The 22,566-nt window shown below is 61.0% G+C and carries 15 protein-coding genes; 11 read left to right on the top strand and 4 right to left on the bottom strand.

All coding sequences use genetic code 11. From position 1 onward, the window contains the following. Positions 1-2: 2 nt before the first annotated feature. Positions 3-1,583 (bottom strand): cryptochrome/deoxyribodipyrimidine photo-lyase family protein, encoded by a 1,581-nt coding sequence (locus tag HXW73_RS15855; RefSeq protein WP_186253998.1) that lies wholly within the window; start codon positions 1,581-1,583, stop codon positions 3-5. A gap of 123 nt (positions 1,584-1,706) precedes the next feature. Here HXW73_RS15855 and HXW73_RS15850 point away from each other — a divergent pair, with 123 nt between their 5' ends. The 8 genes from HXW73_RS15850 to etfB all read left to right on the top strand — a co-directional run bounded on the left by HXW73_RS15850 (position 1,707) and on the right by etfB (position 11,727). Further along, positions 1,707-2,009: an antibiotic biosynthesis monooxygenase family protein gene (locus tag HXW73_RS15850; RefSeq protein ID WP_186253997.1), complete on the top strand. Its 303-nt coding sequence runs from the start codon at positions 1,707-1,709 to the stop codon at positions 2,007-2,009. A 303-nt stretch (positions 2,010-2,312) separates the two neighbouring features. Beyond that, positions 2,313-3,455, top strand: coding sequence for a choline metabolism transcriptional regulator GbdR (gene gbdR / locus HXW73_RS15845; protein ID WP_186253996.1), 1,143 nt, complete (start codon positions 2,313-2,315; stop codon positions 3,453-3,455). Between the two features lie 252 nt (positions 3,456-3,707). After that, positions 3,708-4,685: a dipeptidase gene (locus tag HXW73_RS15840; protein WP_186253995.1), complete on the top strand. Its 978-nt coding sequence runs from the start codon at positions 3,708-3,710 to the stop codon at positions 4,683-4,685. Between the two features lie 186 nt (positions 4,686-4,871). Continuing rightward, on the top strand, positions 4,872-5,417 hold the full coding sequence (locus tag HXW73_RS15835) for a DUF5943 domain-containing protein (protein ID WP_186253994.1): 546 nt from the start codon (positions 4,872-4,874) through the stop codon (positions 5,415-5,417). A 24-nt stretch (positions 5,418-5,441) separates the two neighbouring features. Continuing rightward, positions 5,442-7,526 (top strand): dimethylglycine demethylation protein DgcA, encoded by a 2,085-nt coding sequence (gene dgcA / locus HXW73_RS15830; RefSeq protein ID WP_186253993.1) that lies wholly within the window; start codon positions 5,442-5,444, stop codon positions 7,524-7,526. Between the two features lie 109 nt (positions 7,527-7,635). Next, a complete protein-coding gene (locus tag HXW73_RS15825) occupies positions 7,636-9,651 on the top strand; it encodes a (Fe-S)-binding protein (protein WP_186253992.1) in 2,016 nt (671 codons plus the stop codon). After that, positions 9,648-10,925, top strand: coding sequence for an electron transfer flavoprotein subunit alpha (gene etfA, locus HXW73_RS15820; protein ID WP_186253991.1), 1,278 nt, complete (start codon positions 9,648-9,650; stop codon positions 10,923-10,925). The genes HXW73_RS15825 and etfA overlap by 4 nt, the downstream gene beginning before the upstream one ends. After that, positions 10,915-11,727: an electron transfer flavoprotein subunit beta gene (gene etfB / locus HXW73_RS15815; protein WP_186253990.1), complete on the top strand. Its 813-nt coding sequence runs from the start codon at positions 10,915-10,917 to the stop codon at positions 11,725-11,727. The genes etfA and etfB overlap by 11 nt, the downstream gene beginning before the upstream one ends. Positions 11,728-11,809: 82 nt before the next feature. Here etfB and HXW73_RS15810 read toward each other — a convergent pair whose 3' ends face one another. The 3 genes from HXW73_RS15810 to HXW73_RS15800 all read right to left on the bottom strand — a co-directional run bounded on the left by HXW73_RS15810 (position 11,810) and on the right by HXW73_RS15800 (position 16,311). Next, entirely contained in the window at positions 11,810-12,697 is an 888-nt protein-coding gene (locus HXW73_RS15810; RefSeq protein ID WP_186253989.1) for a DMT family transporter, read from the bottom strand. Positions 12,698-12,807: 110 nt separating this feature from the next. Then, positions 12,808-14,559, bottom strand: coding sequence for a sodium:solute symporter family protein (locus tag HXW73_RS15805; protein WP_186253988.1), 1,752 nt, complete (start codon positions 14,557-14,559; stop codon positions 12,808-12,810). 171 nt (positions 14,560-14,730) lie between these two features. Beyond that, positions 14,731-16,311 carry a BCCT family transporter gene (locus HXW73_RS15800; protein ID WP_186253987.1) on the bottom strand — a complete coding sequence of 527 codons (1,581 nt, stop codon included), beginning with the start codon at positions 16,309-16,311 and terminating at the stop codon, positions 14,731-14,733. 243 nt (positions 16,312-16,554) lie between these two features. Between HXW73_RS15800 and fdhA the strand changes: the two genes are divergently transcribed. From fdhA to fdhF, 3 genes are all read left to right on the top strand, one after another. Continuing rightward, positions 16,555-17,745 (top strand): formaldehyde dehydrogenase, glutathione-independent, encoded by a 1,191-nt coding sequence (gene fdhA, locus HXW73_RS15795; protein ID WP_186253986.1) that lies wholly within the window; start codon positions 16,555-16,557, stop codon positions 17,743-17,745. 172 nt (positions 17,746-17,917) lie between these two features. Beyond that, on the top strand, positions 17,918-19,636 hold the full coding sequence (locus tag HXW73_RS15790; RefSeq protein WP_186253985.1) for an NAD(P)H-dependent oxidoreductase subunit E: 1,719 nt from the start codon (positions 17,918-17,920) through the stop codon (positions 19,634-19,636). 12 nt (positions 19,637-19,648) lie between these two features. Then, positions 19,649-22,504, top strand: a complete 2,856-nt coding sequence (fdhF, locus tag HXW73_RS15785; RefSeq protein ID WP_186253984.1) for a formate dehydrogenase subunit alpha — start codon at positions 19,649-19,651, stop codon at positions 22,502-22,504. The last annotated feature ends 62 nt before the right edge of the window (positions 22,505-22,566 follow it).

Raw genomic sequence — 22,566 nt, 5'->3', positions numbered from 1 at the left:
GATTAAGCGTTATCAAGCCCGCCATCGTCAAACAGCGAAAGCTGCTGGCGATTGGCGGGTTTTGCTTTTTTAGCGCGTTTAGCAGATGGTCGCCGTTGGCTGGCGAGCTTATCCACAATGGCTTGGCTGGCTTCTCTGGCGTCTGGGGTGCGGCGCAGCTCATAGAGCATCTTCTTCCAGTGGCGCGCTTCGGCTTCAAAATCGTGGGGCAGCGGGTAGTGTTCGCCGGGCTGAAAGCCGAACCGTTTACGCAGGCTTTCGGGCAATGCCCAGGGTTTGGTTCGCCATTCAAACGGCAGTGGGGCTAGTTCTGGTACCCAGCGGGCGACAAACTCGCCGCTGGGGTCGTTGTCTTCTGCTTGTTTAATGGGGTTGTAGACCCGCAGTGCGTTGGTGCCCGTGGCGCCTGCCTGCATCTGCACCTGGGGGTAGTGGATCCCCGGCTCGAAGTCGGTAAACAGCCGCGCCAGGTGCTGGGCGGGCTCGTACCAATGCAACCCCAAACCAAAAGTGGCGTGGGAGATCAGCATGGCGCGCATGCGAAAATTGAGCCATCCGGTGGCGATCAGGCTGCGCATACAGGCATCCACCAGCGGTACGCCGGTTTGGCCTTGCTTCCAGGCAATCAGGTTGGGGTGGCCGGGGTCTCGTTCCCGCAGGCCGCGCAGCGCCGGGTGGAGAGTCTGCGAGGCCATGCTCGGCTCACTCTCCAGCTTTTGAATAAAGTGGCAGTGCCAGTAAAGCCGCGAGGTAAAGGCGCGCAGCGAGCGTGACCACTGTGAATCGTCAGTATGTTTTTCCCGCTGGCGGCGCAGCGACTGGACCACTTCGCGCATGGAGAGCGTGCCCCAGGCCAAGTGGGGCGAAAGCCGCGAGCCATATTCCCAGGCAAGCAACGGCTTGGATAGCGAACCGCGATAGCGTCGCCCGCGTTGAGTGACAAAGCTTCGCCATAGCGTGCGTCCTGCGTTGCGGCCACCTGGCTGGCGCTCGGGGCAGGGTGTGGTATCAAACCCCAGCGCTAGATTATGAAGCTGCTCAACAGGAAGGTGGTGAAAGTGCTCCCAGCCTGGAGCTACCTGAGCATTGCGTGGAGCAGGCGCCGTGGGCGCTGCCATTAATGTTTCCCAATGTGCTTCCCAGCGGGATTGCTGTCCGGTGCGGCGGGTAAGCCCTCGGATTACGCCATGCTGGCGCGCTTCCTGCCACTCAATACTATTTTGACGACACCAGAGATGGACGCTTTTATCGCGTTCAAAGCTCCAGTCATTGCCGGTTTCCTGATGGGAGTGAAGCACAAAATCGCCATAGCGCGCTTTCAGCGCAGCGAGCAGTTCAACAATATTGCCCTGCCAGAGACACAGCGGCAGGTTTAATGTATCCAGTGCATGGGAAAGATCGACAAGCGAGTCAGCGGCAAACTGCCAGTGGCGCAGGGCGCTATCCGGTGCTTGCCACTGCTCGGGTTCGATGGCGAAGACAGGCAGCACGGGGCCCGCCGCGGCAGCGGCGGCGAGCGGCGCGTGATCATGGATACGTAAATCGCGTTTGAACCAAACAACCTGGATAGGTGCCTTAGCCATACCTTCCCTTGGCGGTTGAGGGCTATTCGCCACTAAGTCTATTCGCCGCTAAGCCACGACGTTACCATCAAGTCACCGTTTGAGTAATCAACTCAACAGGCCCCGTCCAACAGGAGAATCAAGATGTATATCGCCATGAACCGTTTTCGTATTGCCCCAGGTCGTGAAGAGGACTTTTTAGAGGTGTGGCGCAACCGCGATTCACATCTCGAAGAAGTGCCGGGCTTCAAGCAGTTCCATATGCTGCAGGGCGAAAGCCAGGAAGATCACACCGTGTTTATCTCCCACAGCGTTTGGGAATCGGAAGAAGCTTTCCGCGATTGGACCCGCTCAGACGCCTTTCGCAAGGCTCACGCCAATGCCAAGTCGCCCGAGGGCATTTACCTGGGCCCACCCAAGTTTGAAGGTTATGAGGTGGTGCTGTAAGTCGCTTATTAACCCAATAACGCAAAAGAAGCGCATGGCCATTTGGCCATGCCTATCAGTCCTCTCTGTCGAGCCATCAAGGTAGCGGTTTGAAAACGACATCGAGCGTTTTATTTGCGACTCGCTGCCGGATTTGCGAGATAAAATTTGTCGTGTTTTAAACGATTCGTGCCAATATACGACTAAAGAGCAGTACCCATGCGTGAGTGACAATTTGACTCAGCAACGGGAAGCCGAACAACGCCAGCGACACCTATATCAATAAGAAAACTTGATAACTGAAAGGTGACCGAGGTAGGAAAGATGGACTCTCATCAAGCAAACGACCAGACAGCAACGCCGAACCGTTCGGGCGAACCTCAAACGCTGGGCTTTCTACTGTTAGACAACTTCACGTTGATTTCCCTGGCCTCTGCCATAGAACCCTTGCGGATGGCCAATCAACTGGCCGGCCGTGAGCTGTATCGCTGGTATACCCTGACCCAGGACGGCTTGCCCGTGCGTGCCAGCGATGGTTTGCAGGTGACGCCTGACGCCTCCATGCATTCCCCGCTATCGCTTGAGTGGGTAGTCGTTTGCGGCGGCGTGGGGCCTCATCGCAGTGTCACCCGCGAGCACGTGCGCTGGCTTCAGTCCCAGTCGCGCCAATTAAGGCGTTTAGGCTCGGTATGTACAGGCAGTTGGGCGCTTGGCCAAGCGGGGCTGCTTGATCATTATGAAACCAGTATCCACTGGGAGTGCTTGGCGTCCATGCAGGAGGCATTTCCCAACGTCATTTTGAACGCTAATCTATTCTCGATCGACCGCGATCGATTCACGTCTTCGGGCGGCACCGCGCCGCTCGATATGATGCTCAACCTGATTGGGCATGACCACGGGCGCGAGCTGTCGGCGGGTATCTCCGAAATGTTTATCTGTGAGCGCGTGCGTAACGAACAGGATCAGCAGCGTGTTCCTCTTAGGCACGTGTTGGGCACTACCCAGCCCAAGCTGCTTGAGATAGTGGCGCTGATGGAATCCAACCTTGAAGAACCGATCGAACTCGATGAACTGGCACGTTACGTCAATGTGTCGCGTCGCCAGCTAGAGCGTTTGTTCCAGCGCTATCTGCTCTGCTCACCGTCTAAATATTACCTCAAGTTGCGGCTGGTGCGTGCCCGGCAATTACTCAAGCAAACCCCCTTGTCGATCATCGAGATTGCCTCCGTTTGCGGTTTCGTTTCAACGCCCCATTTTTCCAAGTGTTACCGCGAATACTTTGGCGTTCCGCCGAGAAATGAACGCCTGGGTGGGTTTGAGCGCCAAAGCGATGGGAGCAAATCGCCGCCGTTAATCAGACAGTGGGCGAACGGATCGAATGCTTTGGAGCCTTCCTCGGGCGCTCAGCAGGCACTCGCTAATGCACAGGGAGAACCGACGTTTGCCAGCGTGCTGCTGGTGAACTGATAGCCACTGCGTAACCCCTCTTCATAACGTGCTGCCCGGCCCGGGCAGCACGTTTGTGCTTAATCGCTATGCTCCCTTCCAGCGTGACTTTGCCCGGCGTGACTTTGCGATAAATGTTTTGAAGGTGCGCGACTATTGGTCGTGTTCGCGACACCATGACGCTTTTGGAATTTTCGCTGTCGTTTCCAAGAGCAGCCCACTCCGACGTCAGCGCTATGCTCGCAGCATTCACCAATGTTGGAGCTTAGAGCCATGTCCCCTACAGAATTGCACGATGACGCGATCGTCATCGATGGTCTGATCATCGCCAAATGGAACCGTGAGCTGCTTGAAGATATGCGGCGCGGCGGTCTGACCGCTGCCAACTGTACGGTGTCGGTATGGGAAGGCTTTCAGGCGACTGTCGATAATATCGTCAGGTCCAACCAACTGATGGCTGAATGCAGCGACCTGGTGCGCCCGGTGCGTACCACCGCGGATATCACCCGGGCCAAGGAAGAGGGCAAAACGGGCATTATTTACGGCTTTCAGAACGCTCACGCTTTCGAGGACCAGATCGGCTATGTCGAGATCTTCAAACAGCTCGGCGTGGGCATCGTGCAGATGTGCTACAACACCCAGAACCTGGTGGGCACCGGCTGCTACGAGCGCGACGGCGGCCTTTCCGGCTTTGGTCGTGAGATCGTCGCCGAGATGAACCGCGTGGGGATCATGTGCGACCTGTCTCACGTCGGCGCCAAAACTTCCGAGGAAGTCATCCTCGAGTCCAAGAAGCCGGTCTGCTACTCCCACTGCCTGCCCTCCGGCCTCAAGGAGCATCCGCGCAACAAATCCGATCAAGAGCTCAAGTTCATTGCCGACCACGGCGGCTTTGTCGGCGTCACCATGTTTACCCCGTTCCTCAAGAAAGGCGTCGATTCCACCATTGATGATTATTGCGAGGCCATCGAGTACATCATGAACATCGTGGGGGAGGATGCCATCGGGATCGGCACCGATTTTACCCAGGGGCATGACCATGAATTCTTCGAGTGGTTGACCCATGACAAGGGCTACGCCCGCCGCCTGACGGACTTTGGCACGATCATCAATCCCGAGGGAATCCGCACCGTTGGGGAGTTCCCCAACCTGACCGAGGCGCTCCTGAGGCGCGGCATGAGCGAGTCCCAGGTGCGCAAGATCATGGGCGAGAACTGGGTGCGCGTGCTCAAGGACGTGTGGGGAAGCTGATGAGTCTTACCACGCGGCTTTACCGGCGATAGGCCTACGAGGGGGCGCTGTGAATCCTTCCATGGACGCTACTTTTGCCATCCATGGCAAAAGACCCCCTCTACGGCCTATCCCCGGCGCCGCTTACCTTGCAGAACGGCTAATTAACCACTTCATAACAATCAGCAAGATCCGAGGAATACAACCGTGACCAAACTGGCCCCCGCACTGCCCATCGAAGTGGATAGCGAGACCGGCGTCTGGACGAGCGACGCCCTGCCGATGCTGTATGTGCCGCGACACTTTTTTATCAACAACCATGTGGCGGTAGAGGAAGCGCTGGGTGCCGAGAAGTACGCCGAGATCCTCTACCACGCTGGCTACAAGAGTGCCTGGCACTGGTGCGAGAAAGAAGCCGAATGCCATGGGATCGAGGGCGTGGCCGTCTTCGAACACTACATGACGCGTCTTTCACAGCGCGGCTGGGGACTTTTCATTACCGAGCAGATCGACCTTGATGCCGGTACGGCGAGAGTGCGGCTGGAGCACAGCGCTTTTGTTTACCAGCTTGGCAAGACGGGAAAAAAAGAAGAGTACATGTTCACCGGCTGGTTCGCCGGGGCCATGGACCAGATTCTTGCCGCCCGTGGCAGCGACCTGCGTACCGTCGCTGAGCAGACACAGAGCGCCGCTGAGCCCGGTTGCGATGTGGGTGTCTTCAACGTTTGGCCGCTGAACGACGCCACCCGCTAACCGCGGGAATGAGGAGAGAAAATCATGGCATTTGACGCAATTTTCGAGCCGATCGAGATCGGCAAGCTGACCATTCGCAATCGCGTGGTCAGTACCGCCCACGCCGAGGTACACGCCACCGATGGTGGCATGACCACTGAGCGCTATGTCAGGTACTACGAGGAAAAGGCCAAGGGTGGCTGCGGCTTGGCCATCTGCGGCGGCTCCTCGGTGGTATCCATCGACAGCCCCCAGGGCTGGTGGAGCTCGGTCAATCTTTCCACCGACCGTATCATCCCTCACTTCCAGAATCTGGCGGACGCTGTGCATAAGCATGGCGGCAAGATCATGATCCAGATCACCCACATGGGGCGTCGTTCACGCTGGGACGGCTTTGACTGGCCGACCCTGCTATCGCCCTCAGGGATCCGCGAACCGGTACACCGCTCCACCTGCAAGACCATCGAAGAGGAAGAAATCTGGCGCATCATCGGCGACTTTGCTCAGGCGGCTCGCCGGGCGAAGGAAGGCGGGCTCGACGGCGTTGAGCTTTCCGCGGTGCACCAGCATTTAATCGACCAGTTCTGGAGCCCGCGGGTCAACAAGCGCGAGGATGAGTGGGGCGGCAGCTTCGAGGGTCGCATGAAGTTCGGCCTGGAGGTGCTGAAGGCCGTGCGCGCCGAAGTGGGGGACGACTTCTGCGTCGGCATGCGTATCTGCGGCGACGAGTTCCACCCGGACGGCCTCTCTCACGACGACATGAAACAGATCGCTGCCTACTACGATGCCACCAACCAGGTCGACTTCTTCGGCGTGATCGGTTCCGGCTGCGACACCCACAACACCCTGGCCAACGTTATTCCCAATATGTCCTACCCGCCAGAGCCTTTTCTGCACCTGGCGGCGGGTATCAAGGAAGTGGTCAAGGTGCCAGTGATCCACGCCCAGAACATCAAGGATCCCAATCAGGCTCAGCGCATCCTTGAGGGTGGCTATGTGGACCTAGTGGGCATGACCCGGGCACATATTGCCGACCCGCACCTGATCGCCAAGATCAAGATGGGCCAGGTGGACCAGATCAAGCAGTGCGTGGGCGCCAACTACTGCATCGACCGTCAGTACCAGGGCCTGGACGTGCTGTGTATTCAGAATGCGGCGACGTCGCGGGAATATATGGGGCTGCCGCATATCATCGAGAAGACCGAGGGCGCCAAGCGCAAGGTCGTCGTGGTGGGCGGTGGCCCCGGCGGTATGGAGGCTGCCCGCGTCGCCGCCGAGCGCGGTCACGATGTCACCCTGTTCGAGGCGGCTGAAGCGCTGGGTGGACAGATCACCATTGCCGCCCAGGCCCCGCAACGCGACCAGATCGCCGGTATCACCCGGTGGTTTCAATTGGAGCTGGCGCGTCTTGGCGTCGACCTGCGCCTGGGTACCCGTGCCGACGAAGCGACGCTACTCGACCTGCGTCCGGATATCGTGGTGCTGGCGACGGGGGGCCAGCCCTTCCTCAGCCAGCACCCGGAGTGGGGCTACTCGGAGGATACCGGGGAAAGCCTGGTGGTCAGTACCTGGGACGTGCTCTCCGGCAAAGTGGCACCCGGCAAGAACGTGCTGATCTATGATGCCCTCTGCGAATTTTCCGGCGTCTCGTCGGCGGACTACTTGGCCGAAAAGGGCGCCAAGGTGGAAATCGTCACCGACGATATCAAGCCCGGCGCGGCGGTGGGCGGTACGACCTTTCCCACCTACTACCGCAGCCTCTACGAGAAAGAGGTCATCATGTCCTCCGACCTGATGCTGCACAAGGTTTACCGCGAGGGCGACGGTCTGGTGGCAGTGCTCGAGAATGAGTACACCGGTGCCCTGGAGGAGCGCGTGGTCGATCAGGTGGTCGTGGAAAACGGCGTGCGCCCCGATGAGGCGCTCTACTACGCCCTCAAGGATGCCTCCCGCAACAAAGGCCAGGTGGATCTCGAGGCGCTTTACGCCGCCGAGGCGCAGCCCTGCCTGATGGAAGAGGGCGGCGAAAATAGTGATGGCTTTCTGCTCTTCCGCCTAGGCGACTGCACGGCACCAAGGAACACGCACGCGGCCATTTACGACGCCCTGCGGATCTGTAAGGACTTTTAACCACCAGTTGGAAGCCAGAAGCTTGAAGCTGGAAGTGAATCGCGGCTCTTCGCCCTTTCCTTCCGGCTTCCGACTTCCAGCTTCCAGCTCGCCCGTCAGGTGAGCTGTGATGCTAAATACAATACTTCCGATACTGATTTTTACCGCCCTGGCCCTGGCGGCGATCGGCGCCGTGCGCCGTGTAAATCTGTGGCGTCAGGGGCGACCCTCGCGGGTCAACTTGTTCAAGGGGCTGGCAGCGTTGCCGCGCCGCTACCTGGTGGATCTGCACCACGTGGTCGCACGCGACAAGTTAATCTCCAATACTCACGTGGCCACCGCGGGTGGCTTCGTGGCTGCCGCCATGCTGATGATTCTGGTGCATGGCCTGGGGTTCGCCAACCCGCTGCTGGGTGGATTGCTGTTGCTTGCCAGTGCCTCCATGTTCGTCGGCAGCCTCTTCGTGGCGCGACGGCGGATCAATCCCCCCACTCGGCTCTCCAAAGGCCCCTGGATGCGACTGCCCAAGAGCCTGATGGCGTTTTCGGTTGGCGTCTTCCTGATCACGCTGCCCACGGTAGGTCTGCTGCCCGAAGGCCTTCTTGAAGGGAGCGGCAGCTGGTTCCTTGTGGTGGCACTGGTTGGCTTAGTGGCCTGGGGCCTTGGCGAAATGTTTTTCGGCATGACCTGGGGTGGGCCCATGAAGCACGCCTTTGCCGGCGCCCTGCATCTTGCTTTCCACCGTCGGCCCGAGCGCTTTTCAACCAAGAAAGGAGGTGGCGGTCGTTCAACAGGCCTCAAGGCGCTGAATCTGGAAGACGAGGCGGCGCCCCTGGGCGTGGAAAAGCCTGCCGATTTCACCTGGAATCAACTGCTGGGCTTCGATGCCTGTGTGCAGTGCGGTCGCTGCGAGGCAGCATGCCCGGCACTCGCCGCTGGCCAGCCGCTTAACCCCAAAAAACTGATCCAGGACATGGTCGTCGGCATGGCCGGCGGCAGTGATGCCCAGTATGCCGGTACACCTTACCCCGGCAAGCCGGTGGGTGAGCATCGCGGCACCCCCCATGGGCCGATCGTGGCCCCTGCTGCATTGCCGGAGGGGGCGTCGCTGGTTGATGCCGAGACGCTGTGGTCGTGTACGACCTGTCGCGCCTGTGTCGAAGAGTGCCCGATGATGATCGAGCACGTGGATGCGATTGTCGATATGCGCCGCCACCTGACGTTAGAGCGAGGCAAGACGCCCAACAAGGGCGCCGAAGTCCTCGACAATCTGATCGCCACCGACAACCCTGGCGGTTTTGACCCCGGCTCACGTCTCAACTGGGCGGCGGACCTTAACCTCCCCCTGATGGCCGATCTCAAACAGGTCGATGTGCTGTTGTGGCTGGGTGACGGCAGCTTCGACATGCGCAATCAGCGCACCCTGCGCGCGCTGGTCAAAGTGCTGCGCGCCGCCGAGGTGGATTTCGCGGTCCTGGGGGACGAAGAGCGTGACAGCGGTGACGTGGCAAGGCGTCTGGGCGACGAAGCAACGTTCCAGTCCCTGGCGAAGCGCAATATTGCCACCCTTTCCAAGTACCGTTTCCAGCAGATCGTTACCTGTGATCCCCACAGCTTTCATGTGTTGGGCAACGAGTATGGCGAACTGGGAGGCGTCTATGAGGTACGTCATCACAGCACCTTTATTGCTGAATTGTATGACGCGGGTCGGCTGACCTTCTCGCCCTGGAAGGGCGGCAATGTGACCTATCACGACCCCTGTTACCTGGGCCGCTATAACGGCGAATACGAGGCGCCGCGCAACGTGCTCAAGGCGCTGGGTATCGAGGTCAAGGAGATGGAGCGCTCCGGCTACCGCTCGCGCTGCTGCGGCGGTGGTGGTGGTGCGCCGATCACCGATATCCCCGGCGAACGCCGCATTCCCGATATGCGCATGAATGACGTCAAGGAGAGCGGTGCCGAACTGGTCGCGGTGGGTTGCCCTCAGTGCACCGCCATGCTGGAAGGCGTGGTGGATACCAGCGCCGAGGTGCGCGATATCGCTGAACTGGCGGCGGATGCCCTGGTAGAACGTCCCGCTGCGGAGGCATCTGGCGCATCCCGCCAGCCCGCTGCAACGACGACAGCTGAAGAGGTGATCGTATGAGTGAGACTATTCGCCGCGATCCGCGTCGCGAGTGGATTGCCCGCAACCGTCTGCATCCCGAACATGCCAGTGTGCTTGTCGAGATGGGTAACGGCGCGCTCAGCGAGTGGCCGGGGCCCAACGGCGTGGTGCGCAAGAACCCCCGTGCCGTCGGCTTTATCGGCCCCAATGGCGTCAAGCGTATTGACCGCAGCGGCCTTCAGCAAGGCGGGCAGTCCGCCGCGACCACGACGGCTCCTCAAGATAGCCGTCGAACAGTGACGATTGAAGATCCTGCCTTCCTGGTGGCCGTGGTGCCTGATCTGACCGGCGGGCGGCTGTCTGGTCACGATAAGGATCTACTGGGGCTGGCCCGGCACATGGCGGATGCCGATGCCGAGCATCCCGGCGCCGTGGTGGCGATCCTGTTTGGCGAGCATAAAGAAGCGGCGCTGGGCGACGCCGGTATTGATCGCGTCGTGCATCTAGATGGGGAGGCCTACGCGGGTTTCGCCCCCGAGGCGCGTCTGGCGGCCTTGAGCGCCGTGGAGCGGGAGATGGCCCCGCGCTTCTGGCTACTGCCCGACTCCCCGCTCGGTGGCGGCGAGCAGGGTCGACGTTTGGCCGTGCGGCTGGGCGAGCGTCCCGCGACCCAGGTCTGGCAGGTCGAGGCGGAAGAACATAGCGCAACCGGATGGCGTTGTACGGCACGCGGTGCCGCGGGGACGAGCGATATTACCCGCCAGCTGCCGCGCGTGGTGCTGGCGCTTGCGGAGTGCGCCGAGCCGGTCAGCGAGACGCGCCATGCCGCCCAGCCTGTCGAACTGACCCAGCCGCTGCCCGACGTACTGGGACGCATCGAGGACATGGGGGAAGTCCCCGTCGATCCCGCCAGCGTGTCCCTGGCAGAGGCGGAGTTCATTCTGTCGGCAGGGAATGGTGTCAAGGATTGGGAGGGCTACCACCACGCCGCCCAGGTGCTGGGGGCAGCGAAGGGGGCATCGCGCGTCGCCGTGGACGATGGATTCATGGCCCGCGATCGTCAGGTAGGCGCGTCTGGCACCTGGGTGTCCGCGCGTGTCTATGTGGCGGTGGGCATCTCGGGGGCCATACAGCACCTCCAGGGTATTCAGACCTGCGATAAGGTCGTCGCCATTAACCTGGATGAGCGGTGCGATATGGTCAAGCGCGCCGACCTCGCCGTCATTGGCGATGCTGGTGAGATCCTCGCCGCGCTGGTCGCACGTGTCGAGCGTTATCGAGAACAGCAGCAGGAGAACCGCGATGCCGCATAACGCCAAGTCAATCAATAGCGAGGGGCTCCTCAGCGTTGCCGTTCTGGTATCGGTGGGGCGTCATCCGTTGACCGCACGGGCGCGGCGTGCCGACCATGATGCCCGTGCAGTGGAGATGGCACTGTCCCTGGGTGACGCCAGCGTCCAGCTCATGCATGCAGGCGACGATGGTGATGCCTGCGAGGAAGCCATGCGTGGCTATCTGGGAATGGGAATTAGCAGGGTTAAACGCATTCAGCAGAACCCAGACGCCGATGTCGTCCCGGCCTTGGCCAACATACTGCGATTCGCCGCGCCGCAACTGGTGTTGACGGGAACGCGCGCCGAAACGGGAGAGGGCTCGGGCCTGGTGCCCTATCTGTTGGCCGAGACACTCGGATGGACGGTGGTCAGTGGCCTGGCGGAAATCGAAAGTATTGAGCAGGGTGTCGCCACGGTGCTGCAGGCCCTGCCACGCGGTAAGCGCCGCCGTCTGCAGGTGCGCTTGCCGGCCATCGCCACGGTGGATGGCAGCGCGCCAGCCGCGCGCCAGAGCGCCTTTGGCCCGGCGCGACGCGGTGAGTTGGCTGATTGTGCCTGCGCCGGCGTGACCGATGAACTGCAAACCCAGTGGCGTGTGCAGCCCGCGCGCAAGCGGCCGAAACGGCTAAAAATCGTCAAGTCAGCCTCGGCGCGTGACCGGTTCAAGGCTGCGGCGGCCAAGGCCGATAGCGGCGGCGGACAACTGCTCAACGATGTGACGCCTGAGCAGGGTGCCGAGGCAATTTTTACGCTTCTCAAGGACGAAGGCGTGCTGCGTTGAGGCTTCTTTATCACACTGCGTTTGATTGCCCTTCAAGCTCGCCCTTTGCGGCGGGCTTTTTAACGGCTCATGGCTTGACGGACTATTTGCCAACCAAGCCCGGATAAAGCTGAAGGCGCTGCCTTTCCAGGTGTAAGCCGCGCCATGCATGCAGCACCAGCACCGTTATCACGACCGCCCCGCCCATGAGCGTCGAGGCGCTAGGCGTCTCGCCCAGTAACCACCACACCCACAGCGTGCCCAGTGCGGTTTCAACCAGATAAAACAGCGCCACCTCAGTCGACGGCAGGTAGCGGGTGGCGCTGTTGATCAGCACCGTGGCCAAGGGCATCTGTATCAGCCCCATCAGCGCCAGTACACCATAGCGCTCGGCGTCCAGGGCCAGCGGCGACGCCATGGGCAGGGCAATGGCCGCCGAGAGCAGTCCACCGCCGGCAACCACCGTCATGGGGTCAATCGCTGGATAACGGCGCAGCAGGGTCAGGTTACCGCCGATGGCCGCCGCGGCCGTCAAGGCATACAGGTTGCCTGCCAGCATTCCCGTGGCTCCCTTACCCATGAACACCAGGCCCATGCCCAGCATGCAGACGGCAATGGCCACCAGCGTTCGCAGCGCTACCTTTTCCCCCAGGAAAACCCGTGAATACAGCGCGGCAAACAGCGGCGCCGTGCTCAGGATCACCACGACGTTGGCCACGGTGGCGTTCATGACCGCGAGCACAAAGAGGCTGGATATCAGGCCCAGCAGCAGGGCAGCGGCCAGCGAGGAAAACGGGTTGTGGCTCAGCGTTATCAGCCGCTTGCCCGTCCAGCACAAAAGCCCAAGTACACAAAACATCAATAAACCTCGCCAGAACACGATGGTCCAGCCGTCGGTGTGTGCAAGGCGTATCAGCAAACCGTCGAAGCTGAGAAACACCACGCCCAGGACCACCATGAGTAGACCGCGTTGGTAAGTGCTTGCCTGCATGATCGTGACTCCCCGCCGGCAAAAATATAACCGCCTGCCGAAACGGCGGGCGGTTGAGAAACGGGCGGCGGGCCAGTGATGCTTGGCCCGCCTGTGTTGTGTCTCGGCGGTTAGGGATTGTCCGCCCAGTCGATGCGTGCGGCAGCGGCTTGCTGTTGGCGAGGGCGCACCACCCAGTAGCCCACACCCCCGGCAAGCAACAGCATGCTGCCGCAGCCTATCGCCAGCAGGTAGGCACCTTGAACCGCACCGGATGAAAGCGCGAAGCGCTCGGCGAAGCCGGCCAGGGTAACCGCGTACTGTTGCCACAAAAATAGCCCGATGGCGACCCCGGAAAGCATGGTGCACAGCGCAATCCAGCGGGTGCCGGACACCCAGCCGCTTAGTGCGGTGGTATCAAACTCGTGCAGGAACGCCCGGTAGGCTTTTTCAGTCTGGCTTACGCGGGTCAGGGCGGATACCAGCACGATCGCCGCCAGCGCCATGAGCGTACTCAGTAAAACCGGGTGCAGGTATACCGGCAGACTGACCCACTCGGCCTGCACCATTAACGATAGTCCCAGATTGCCGACAAACCCGACCGCCAGGCCCCAACTGGCGCCCGCAGCGGTAATCCGCCGACTCCAGATGCTCATCAGGGCCACTGGCCCCCAGGAGGAGGCAAACAGCGTGGCGGCAAACCAGACCACCGCCATGACCGCCGGCGGCTGGAACAGTGCCAGCAGCAGCGCGATCAGCCCTGCTGACAGTACCGCGATACGACTCTTGCGCAAGGCCGATTTTTCGTCCAACGAGGCGGGCAGAATATCGTTGGAAAGGCTAAAGCCGATGATCGACAGAAACGTTGAGCAGGACGAAAGCCCGGCGGCGAAAACCCCGGTCAGAATGACCACCCCAAGCCAGGTCGGCAGGACGTTGAGCGCCACCCAGACCATGGAGCGTTCAGGATCCAACTGCGGGTCGTAGAGGTTGATCGCCGCGCCGGTCATCATCATCAGCGCGTAGAAGACGGCGAGCGCCACCGCCGTCAACATGGCCGAGCGCATGACTACGTGCTCGTTGCGCGCCATCAGGTAACGGCTGGACTGCCAGGGGCTGGCTGCCAGTACCGCCGCCCAGACAAGGCCCAGGGTCAGGCCCCAGACAAGTGCTTCGGCGGGGGAGGAGAAGTTGGCCTCCGGTCCTTCGATAACGCCATGCCACAGTGCAATGCCGGGCTTGTCCGTCTGGCTTAGAAGGCCTTCAACAACCCCGCTCCAGCCACCCAGGTCATGGATCACATACAGCGACCCGCCTACCGCGGCCAGCGAGAAGATCACGAACATGATGGTATCGGTCAGCATCACACCGGGTGAGCCCGAGTAGAGGATGAAACCGGTATAGGTCATCCACACCAGGACCAGACCCACCCAGTAGGGCATGCCGGTCAGCTCGGCGAACATGATGCCCGCGCCCTGCATCACGCCCAGCAGATAGGCGCCCAGGCCGAACACCGTGGTAAGCCCGGCAATGACCTGAACACGTCGTGAGGCAAAGCGCTTGCCAAAAAACTCCGGCACGGTTTTAGCGCCGCTGCGGCGCAGATAGCGGCCAAATACCAGTGCGCCCAGCAGGCAACCCGAGGTGCTGACCGCGGCAAAGATCAGCATGACAAAGGGGTAACCCTGATAGGCAAAGCCCGTTTCGCCGAGGAAGGCGCTGGTGCTCAAGTAGCTGGCGACCAGTGTGCCCAGAATAAAAAAGGTAGGCGCATTGCGACCGGCGACCAAGTAGTCATCCAGCCCCTTGACGCGACGCCCGGCCAGATGACCGATGACAAAATAGCCGACCAGGCTCAAGAGTATTGCGATGGTATAGATCATGAGCGTAACCATGGAGTTGTTAACGGGGGAATATTGTCTGGCCATGGTGCAGCGCCTTTCTGGCGCGCTCTTTGTTGCCAGCGGCACCCAATGAAGGAATTACGACAGGGCAGACCCTATACAGAAAGGAGCGCCATTATTATGGCGCCCCAGAAATCACAGCAGTGTTAACTAGTGGGCGGCTTTAGGCACCGCGTTGAGCTGGCGCCACTCTTTATGAAGCCCCACGTAAAGGCTGAAGCACATCACCAGAAGCACCAGAGTGAAGGGCAATCCGGTGGCCACTGCGCCTGCCTGCAGCGCGCTGAGCGCGGTGCTGCCGCCGCCGTAAAGCAGTACGCCGGCAATCACGCCTTCGAGTGCGGCCCAGAACACCCGTTGGCCCTTGGGCGCATCGGTCTTGCCGCCCGCAGTGATGTTGTCGATCACCAGCGAGCCGGAGTCGGATGAGGTAATAAAGAACACCAGCACCAGAATGATGGCCAGCGTCGAGGTGATGCTGGTCAGGGGCAGCTGTTCCAGCATGTGGAACATCGCCAGCGAGACATCACCGATACCGTTGGCCAACTCGCCCACCCCGTTAGCAGCCTGATAAAGCGCTGTTCCGCCAAAGGCGCTCATCCATACCAGCGTGACCAGTGTCGGTACCAGCAGTACCGCGATCAGAAACTCACGCACCGTGCGTCCTCGGGAAACGCGGGCGATAAACATGCCGACAAACGGTGACCAGGAGATCCACCACGCCCAGTAAAAGATCGTCCAGCCGTGGTACCAGGTGTCGTCATCGCGACCTATCCAGTTCGATAGCGGCAGAAGCTGGCTCGCGTAGTCCAGCGCTGTGGTACCGATCCCGGTCAGGATCATCAGGGTCGGCCCCGCCACCACCACAAACACCAGCAGCAGCGCCGCGATGACCATGTTGATGTTCGAGAACAGCTTGACGCCACCGTCAATACCCCGCCAAACCGAGAACAGCGCAATCACCGTGACCACCACGATAATCGCCAGTTGGGTGCCGATGGTGTTGGGAGTGTCGAACAGATAGGCGAGACCGCTGGCCGCCTGGGTGGCGCCAAAGCCAAGCGAGGTGGCCAGGCCAAAAATAGTCGATAGCACGGCGAGAATATCAATGATATGGCCTGCCCAGCCGCGGGTCCGCTCGCCCAGAATCGGGTAAAAGGCGGAGCGCAGCGTGAGCGGCAGGCCCTTGTTATAGGCAAAGAAGGCTAGCGACAGTGCCACTACCCCATAGATGGCCCAGGGATGAAGGCCCCAATGGAACATGGTCGCGCCCATGGCAGCGCTGGCGCCTTCCGGGGTGCCCGCCGGCGCATTCAAGGGCGTGCCGTACCAGTCGGTGTAATAAGCCACCGGCTCAGCCACGCTCCAGAACATCAGGCCGATGCCCATGCCCGCCGCAAACAGCATGGCGAACCAGGAGGCGCGTGAGTATTCCGGCGTGGCATCCTTGCCGCCCAGACGAATCCGCCCGAGGGGCAGGCAGATAAGGACGAGGCAGAACACCACAAAAACGTTGCCTGCAATCATGAACAGCCAGTCGAAGTGCTCGATCGACCAATTCTTGGCAAGCCCAAGGTGGGTATTAGCGGCATCGGGGTAGACCAGTGCGTAAAGAATGAATAGCAGAATGGCGAGAGAGGACAGTGGAAAGACAGGGTTATGAAAATCCATCCCCATTATCTGAGTATTGTCCTGTCCGGGTGACAGGACCGGGTCGTCATTGTTGTTCATCAGGGTTCCTTGGTGGCTCTTTTTAAGCGTCGGGTATGAGCCAAGCATCGCCGACGCACCGGATTGTTGGCCCTGTTTAAGAACAAGAGTGTCGCGAAAGCGACCTCTATCTATTCGTTCTGACGAGGATGTCTTGAATAGACATGTGAGTGCCTTTTTGGGGTAAGTCCAAAGACATGGAGGGGATAGGGTGAAAAGTGAAGTCAACCATTCGAGCAGAATAATAAATCACAGGAGCCAGCCATGAATGCAGCCAACCGCGGAGTGGTCTACAAAGGGCCGGGTGAAGTCGCCGTCGAGTCCATCGCTTATCCCGAACTCGCCCTCGGCAATCGCAAATGCGAGCACGGCGTAATTCTCAAGGTCGTCACCACCAACATCTGCGGCAGCGACCAGCATATGGTACGCGGCCGTACCACTGCCCAACCTGGTCTGGTACTCGGCCACGAAATCACCGGCATGGTGGTCGAGGCCGGTCGCGACGTCGAATTTATCAAACCGGGCGACCTGGTCTCGGTGCCGTTCAACATTGCCTGTGGCCGCTGCCGCAACTGTAAGGAAGGCCAGACCGGTATCTGTCTCAACGTCAATCCATCGCGTCCTGGCGCTGCCTATGGCTATGTGGATATGGGCGGCTGGGTCGGCGGCCAGACCGAATACGTGATGGTCCCCTATGCCGATTTTAACCTGCTGAAGTTCCCGGATGCCGATCAGGCCATGGAGAAGATCAAGGATCTGACCCTGCTCTCCGATATCTTCCCCACCGGCTTCCACGGCTGCGTGACCGCCGGTGTCGGCCCCGGCAGCACTGTCTATATTGCCGGTGCGGGCCCCGTGGGGCTGGCCGCGGCGGCTTCAGCTCAGTTGCTGGGTGCGGCCTGCGTGATCGTCGGCGACATGATCGAAGAACGTCTGGCCCAGGCCCGCAGCTTTGGTTGCGAGACCATCGACCTGACCGAGGACGGCGACATGGCCGACAAGATCGAGGTGATCCTGGGTGAGCGTGAGGTTGATGCCTTTGTCGACTGCGTTGGCTTCGAGGCCCACGCCTGCGGCTGCAACCACGGCAAGGAAGCGCCCGCGACCGTATTGAACTCGGCGATGTCGTTGACCCGCGCGGGTGGTCAGATTGGCATTCCGGGGCTATATGTGACTGAAGACCCAGGGTCGGCCGACGAGGCAGCCAAGCAGGGTGCGCTGAGCATGCGCTTTGGTCTCGGCTGGGCCAAGTCCCACAGTTTCCATACCGGACAGTGCCCGGTGATGAAGTATCATCGCCCACTGATGCAGGCGATCCTGTTCGGCAAGGTCAATATTGCCGATGCGGTCAATGTCCAGATGATCAACCTGGATCAAGCGCCCCAGGGCTATGCCGACTTCGATGGCGGTGCTGCCAAGAAATTCGTCATTGATCCCCATGGCAGCGTGGCCTGAGAACTTGTTAACTGAACGCTATTAACTCAGCAACTGAGTAACAGACCTGCCGCTGCCTGAAGGTGGGGTAGTAATAGGTAGTTTATAGATAGTAAGACCCTAGACGGTGCCCCGCAGGGTGCCGTCTTTGTGCATTCGGCATCATCCCTATCAAGATAAGAATGAGTAACCCATGACCGTCCAGACCGTGACACCCAAGCGCCGCTTCCGTGGCAAGCCCCGTGGCCGTGATCTCGATCCCAGTCTTCTAGATGGGTTGCGTGAACTACTGGGCGACGAACGAAAGGACACCACGCTGCGTCGCCGAGACCTGTTGATCGAACATCTGCATGCCATTCAGGATGCTCGAGGCCATCTGCTGCTGGCGGAGTTGCGTGCCCTGGCGACGTATATGAATTTGCCGATGGCAGCGGTCTACGAGACTGCGACCTTCTACGCCCACTTTGATGTCATCCACGATGACCAGCTGCCGCCGCCCGCGGTGACCATTCGCGTTTGCGACTCTCTCACCTGCCAACTGGCGGGCGCCGAGGCGCTTAAAGCGCAGTTGGAAGCGAACTTGGATGTCGAGCAGGTGCGGGTGCTTAGGGCCCCTTGCATGGGGCGCTGCGACACGGCGCCAGTGGCGGAGGTGGGGCATCATCATGTGTTGTTCGCCACCCAGGCGCGCATCGCGTCGGTGATCGAGGAAGGCCACTTCCATCCCGAGCCGGTCAACTGGCAGCGCCTTGACGACTATCGCCGCGAAGGTGGCCTGGCATTGCTTCAGGCCTGCCGTGAAGGCGATGTCACGGTAGACGAACTGATGGAGGCGATGCAGCAGGCCAATCTACGCGGCCTGGGTGGCGCAGGCTTTCCGACATTCAAGAAATGGTATTTCGTGCGCCAGGAGGCTGGCCCTCGCTACTGTGCCATCAATGCCGATGAAGGCGAGCCCGGCACCTTCAAGGACCGCTACTACCTGGAACGCTCGCCGCACCGCTTTCTTGAAGGGGCCCTGGTCAGCGCCTGGGCGGTAGAGGCTGAAGCCCTGTATATCTATTTACGTGACGAGTATCCGGCCCTGCATGGCGTGCTGCGCGAGGCGATTGGCGAGCTTGAGGTCGCAGGGTGGGTCGCGCCGGGCTATATCGTGCTGCGCCGTGGCGCCGGTGCCTATATCTGCGGCGAAGAGTCGGCGATGATCGAATCGCTGGAAGGCAAGCCGGGGAAACCCCGCCACCGTCCGCCGTTTGTGGCCCAGCGGGGAATTTTTGATCGACCGACATTGGTCAACAATGTCGAGACCGTCTACTGGATTCCGCTGATCTGGCAGCACGGCGCAGAGGCTTTCTCCAGTGAGGGCCGCCATGGGCGCGTGGGGCTGCGCAGCTTCTCGGTCTCCGGTCGGGTCAAGCGTCCCGGTGTACACCTGGCACCGGCGGGTATCACCCTCAATGAATTGATCGAGGAGTATTGCGGAGGCATGGCTGAGGGCCATCGCCTGGCGGCCTATCTACCCGGCGGCGCCTCTGGCGGTATCCTGCCCGCATCGAAGGCCGATGTTCCCCTGGACTTCGATACCCTCCAGGCGCACGGCGGTTTTATCGGCTCGGCGGCGGTCATGGTGCTTTCCGACCAGGACGACCTGCGCGCCGTGGCCACCAATCTGCTGGCCTTTTTTGCCGATGAGTCCTGCGGCCAGTGCACCCCCTGCCGGGTGGGCACCGAGAAGATGCTGACCCTGCTCGAGGGTGACGAATGGGATGCCGCGCTATTGACGCGCCTTTCCCAGGTGATGGTGGATGCCTCCATTTGTGGCCTCGGCCAGGCGGCCCCTAACCCGGTGCTGGGGCTGCTCAAGGATTTCCGCGGCGAACTCGCCGCCCAGAATGTGATTATCAAAGGGTAAGGGAGCATGAGCATGAGTACTAGCGAACAGGCCTTTACTCTGACGCTGGATGGCGTTGACGTCAGCGCGCATCCTGGTGAAAGCCTCTGGCAGGTAGCCAAACGCGCCGGCGAGACCATTCCGCACCTGTGTTTCAAGGACGCCAGCGGTTACCGCGCCGATGGCAACTGCCGTGCCTGCATGGTGGAAATCGAGGGCGAGCGCGTCTTGGCCGCCAGTTGTCTGCGCATGGCGACGCCTGGCATGGTGGTCAAGAGCGCCAGTTCCGAGCGGGCGCGCACGGCCCGGGAAGGGGTCATGGAGATGCTGCTGGTCGACCAGCCAGCGCGCGAAGATAGCCCCGACCGCTCCAGTCACTTCTGGGCCATGGCCGACCAGTTGGCCATCGATGCAACGGCGGTGCGCCGCAAGCTGCCCAGGCGCGATGATCGAGAAGCACCCACCGTGCATCATGTGGCGCCACGTAAAGACTCACTGACCCAGGACGACAGCCACTCTGCCATGAGCGTCAACCTCGACGCCTGCATCGAGTGCAACCTGTGTGTGCGTGCCTGCCGTGAAGTGCAGGTCAACGACGTTATCGGCCTGGCTCACCGTGGCGCGGCCTCGAAAATCGTCTTCGACTTCGACGACCCCATGGGGGAAAGCACCTGCGTGGCCTGCGGCGAATGTGTTCAGGCGTGTCCCACGGGGGCCTTGATGCCCGCCACCGTGGTCGATGAGGCAGGCCACGGTGATTCCGCCGCGGCCGATCGCCAGGTCGATTCGGTATGCCCTTACTGCGGGGTGGGCTGCCAGCTGACCTACCATATCAAGGACGACGATATCCTTTATGTGGAGGGCCGCGAAGGTCCTTCAAACGAAAATCGCCTGTGCGTCAAAGGGCGCTTTGGTTACGATTATCCGCGCCATCCGTCGCGGCTTAGCGTGCCGCTGATTCGCCGGGAGGGCGTGGCGAAAGGGCTCGACCCGGACTTCGACCCCGCCCAGCCGCTGACCCATTTCCGTGAGGCCAGTTGGGACGAAGCCCTAGACGTCGCCGCCAAGGGGCTTGTTGACCTCAAGGCAGCCCATGGCCCTGACGCCCTGGCAGGATTCGGCAGCGCCAAGTGCTCCAATGAAGAGGCGTGGCTGTTCCAGAAGCTGGTACGCACCGGCTTTGGCTCCAACCATGTGGATCACTGCACCCGCTTGTGCCATGCCAGTTCAGTGGCGGCGCTGATGGAGTGCATCGGCTCCGGTGCCGTGACCGCCTCTTTCATGCAGGCCAGCCAGGCCGACGTGGTGATCCTTATCGGCTGCAACCCGGCAGTCAATCACCCGGTGGCGGCCACTTTCTTCAAGCAAGCGGCCAAGCGCGGCACCAAGCTGCTGATCCTCGACCCTCGAGGGCAAGCCCTGGATGCCTACGCCCACCAGAGCGTGCGCTTCTCGCCGGGGGCCGACGTGGCACTGTTCAACGCCATGCTCAACGTGATCATCACCGAAGAGCTTTATGATACGGCCTATATCGCCGAGCATACTGAGGGCTTTGAGGCCCTTAAGACGCATACGGTGGACATGACCCCCGAGGCGATGAGTGGCCTGTGCGGTGTTGAACCCGAGACCATCCGCGAAGTGGCAAGGCTGTATGCCAACGCCGAGCGGGCGATGATCTTCTGGGGCATGGGTATCTCCCAGCATACCCACGGCACCGACAACGCCCGCGGCCTGATATCGTTGGCGTTGGCCTGCGGCCAGACCGGGCGCCCCGGCACCGGTCTGCACCCGTTGCGTGGCCAGAACAATGTTCAGGGTGCCTCCGATGCGGGCATGATCCCCATGGTGATGCCGGACTACCAGCCGGTCAGCGATGATCAGGTACGCGCGGCGTTCGAAGAGCTGTGGAACTCCGAACTGGACCCGGCGCCAGGCCTTACCGTGGTGGAAATTATGGACGCCATCGCCGCGGGCACCATTCGCGGCATGCTTATCCAGGGTGAGAACCCGGCCATGTCCGACCCGGACCTCGACCACGCCCGGGCGGCGTTGGCCAAGCTTGAACATCTGGTGGTGCAGGATCTTTTCGTCACCGAAACCGCCCAGTTCGCCGATGTCATCCTGCCAGCCTCCGCCTGGCCCGAGAAGAACGGTACGGTGACCAACACCAATCGCCAGGTGCAAATGGGGCGCGCGGCGTTGCCGCTGCCAGGCCAGGCCAAGCCGGACTGGTGGATTACCCAGGAGATTGCCAAGCGATTCGGCCTGGACTGGAACTACCAGCACCCGCGGGACGTTTTTGCCGAGATGAAGCAAGGCATGCCCTCGCTGGACAATATCTCCTGGGAGCGCCTGGAGCGCGAGCAGTCGGTCACCTACCCCTGCTCGGCGGAAGATGCACCGGGCGACGATGTGGTCTTTTCTGAGGCCTTTCCCACCGCCAGTGGGCGGGCGAAATTCTCGCCCACCCGGCCGCTGCCGCCGAATGAGCCGGTGGACAACGACTACCCAACCGTATTGACCACCGGCCGCCAACTGGAGCACTGGCATACCGGTTCCATGACGCGCCGCGCCAAGGTGCTGGATGATCTGGAACCAGAGGCAACGGCCACCCTGGCCCCCGCTGAGTTTGCCAGGCTGGGAATGGCGCCGGGCGACGAGCTGACCATTGCCACCCGGCGAGGGTCCATTACGCTCAAGGCACGGGTCGATCCAGGCATGCCAGAAGGTATGGTTTTCCTGCCCTTCTGTTATGGGGAGGCCGCGGCGAACCTACTGACTAATCCGGCACTGGACCCGGTTGGCAAGATTCCGGAGTTCAAATACGCCGCCTGTCGGTTGAGCTGCCATGCTCCCAGTACCAGTGAAGAGGCATCATTAATCGACTAAAAAAACATGGCCCGCGTCAGCGGGCCATGTCCTTCAAGTCTTCATCATGCCAATCTCAGTCC

The sequence above is a fragment of the Halomonas sp. SH5A2 genome (genome assembly GCF_014263395.1).
Taxonomy (GTDB): domain Bacteria; phylum Pseudomonadota; class Gammaproteobacteria; order Pseudomonadales; family Halomonadaceae; genus Vreelandella.
The sequence above is the reverse complement of the archived record's forward strand: the minus strand, read 5'-3'. Positions and strand labels throughout refer to the sequence as shown.

Bases quoted from the DNA above. Each gene is read 5' to 3' on its own strand.
- HXW73_RS15855 (WP_186253998.1), bottom strand. From the start codon at position 1,583: ATGGCTAAGGCACCTATCCAGGTTGTTTGGTTCAAACGCGATTTACGT.
- fdhF (WP_186253984.1), top strand. From the start codon at position 19,649: ATGAGTACTAGCGAACAGGCCTTTACTCTGACGCTGGATGGCGTTGAC.
- HXW73_RS15805 (WP_186253988.1), bottom strand. From the start codon at position 14,559: ATGATCTATACCATCGCAATACTCTTGAGCCTGGTCGGCTATTTTGTC.
- HXW73_RS15800 (WP_186253987.1), bottom strand. From the start codon at position 16,311: ATGAACAACAATGACGACCCGGTCCTGTCACCCGGACAGGACAATACT.
- HXW73_RS15850 (WP_186253997.1), top strand. From the start codon at position 1,707: ATGTATATCGCCATGAACCGTTTTCGTATTGCCCCAGGTCGTGAAGAG.
- dgcA (WP_186253993.1), top strand. From the start codon at position 5,442: ATGGCATTTGACGCAATTTTCGAGCCGATCGAGATCGGCAAGCTGACC.
- HXW73_RS15825 (WP_186253992.1), top strand. From the start codon at position 7,636: ATGCTAAATACAATACTTCCGATACTGATTTTTACCGCCCTGGCCCTG.
- HXW73_RS15840 (WP_186253995.1), top strand. From the start codon at position 3,708: ATGTCCCCTACAGAATTGCACGATGACGCGATCGTCATCGATGGTCTG.
- etfB (WP_186253990.1), top strand. From the start codon at position 10,915: ATGCCGCATAACGCCAAGTCAATCAATAGCGAGGGGCTCCTCAGCGTT.
- gbdR (WP_186253996.1), top strand. From the start codon at position 2,313: ATGGACTCTCATCAAGCAAACGACCAGACAGCAACGCCGAACCGTTCG.
- HXW73_RS15810 (WP_186253989.1), bottom strand. From the start codon at position 12,697: ATGCAGGCAAGCACTTACCAACGCGGTCTACTCATGGTGGTCCTGGGC.
- HXW73_RS15790 (WP_186253985.1), top strand. From the start codon at position 17,918: ATGACCGTCCAGACCGTGACACCCAAGCGCCGCTTCCGTGGCAAGCCC.
- fdhA (WP_186253986.1), top strand. From the start codon at position 16,555: ATGAATGCAGCCAACCGCGGAGTGGTCTACAAAGGGCCGGGTGAAGTC.
- etfA (WP_186253991.1), top strand. From the start codon at position 9,648: ATGAGTGAGACTATTCGCCGCGATCCGCGTCGCGAGTGGATTGCCCGC.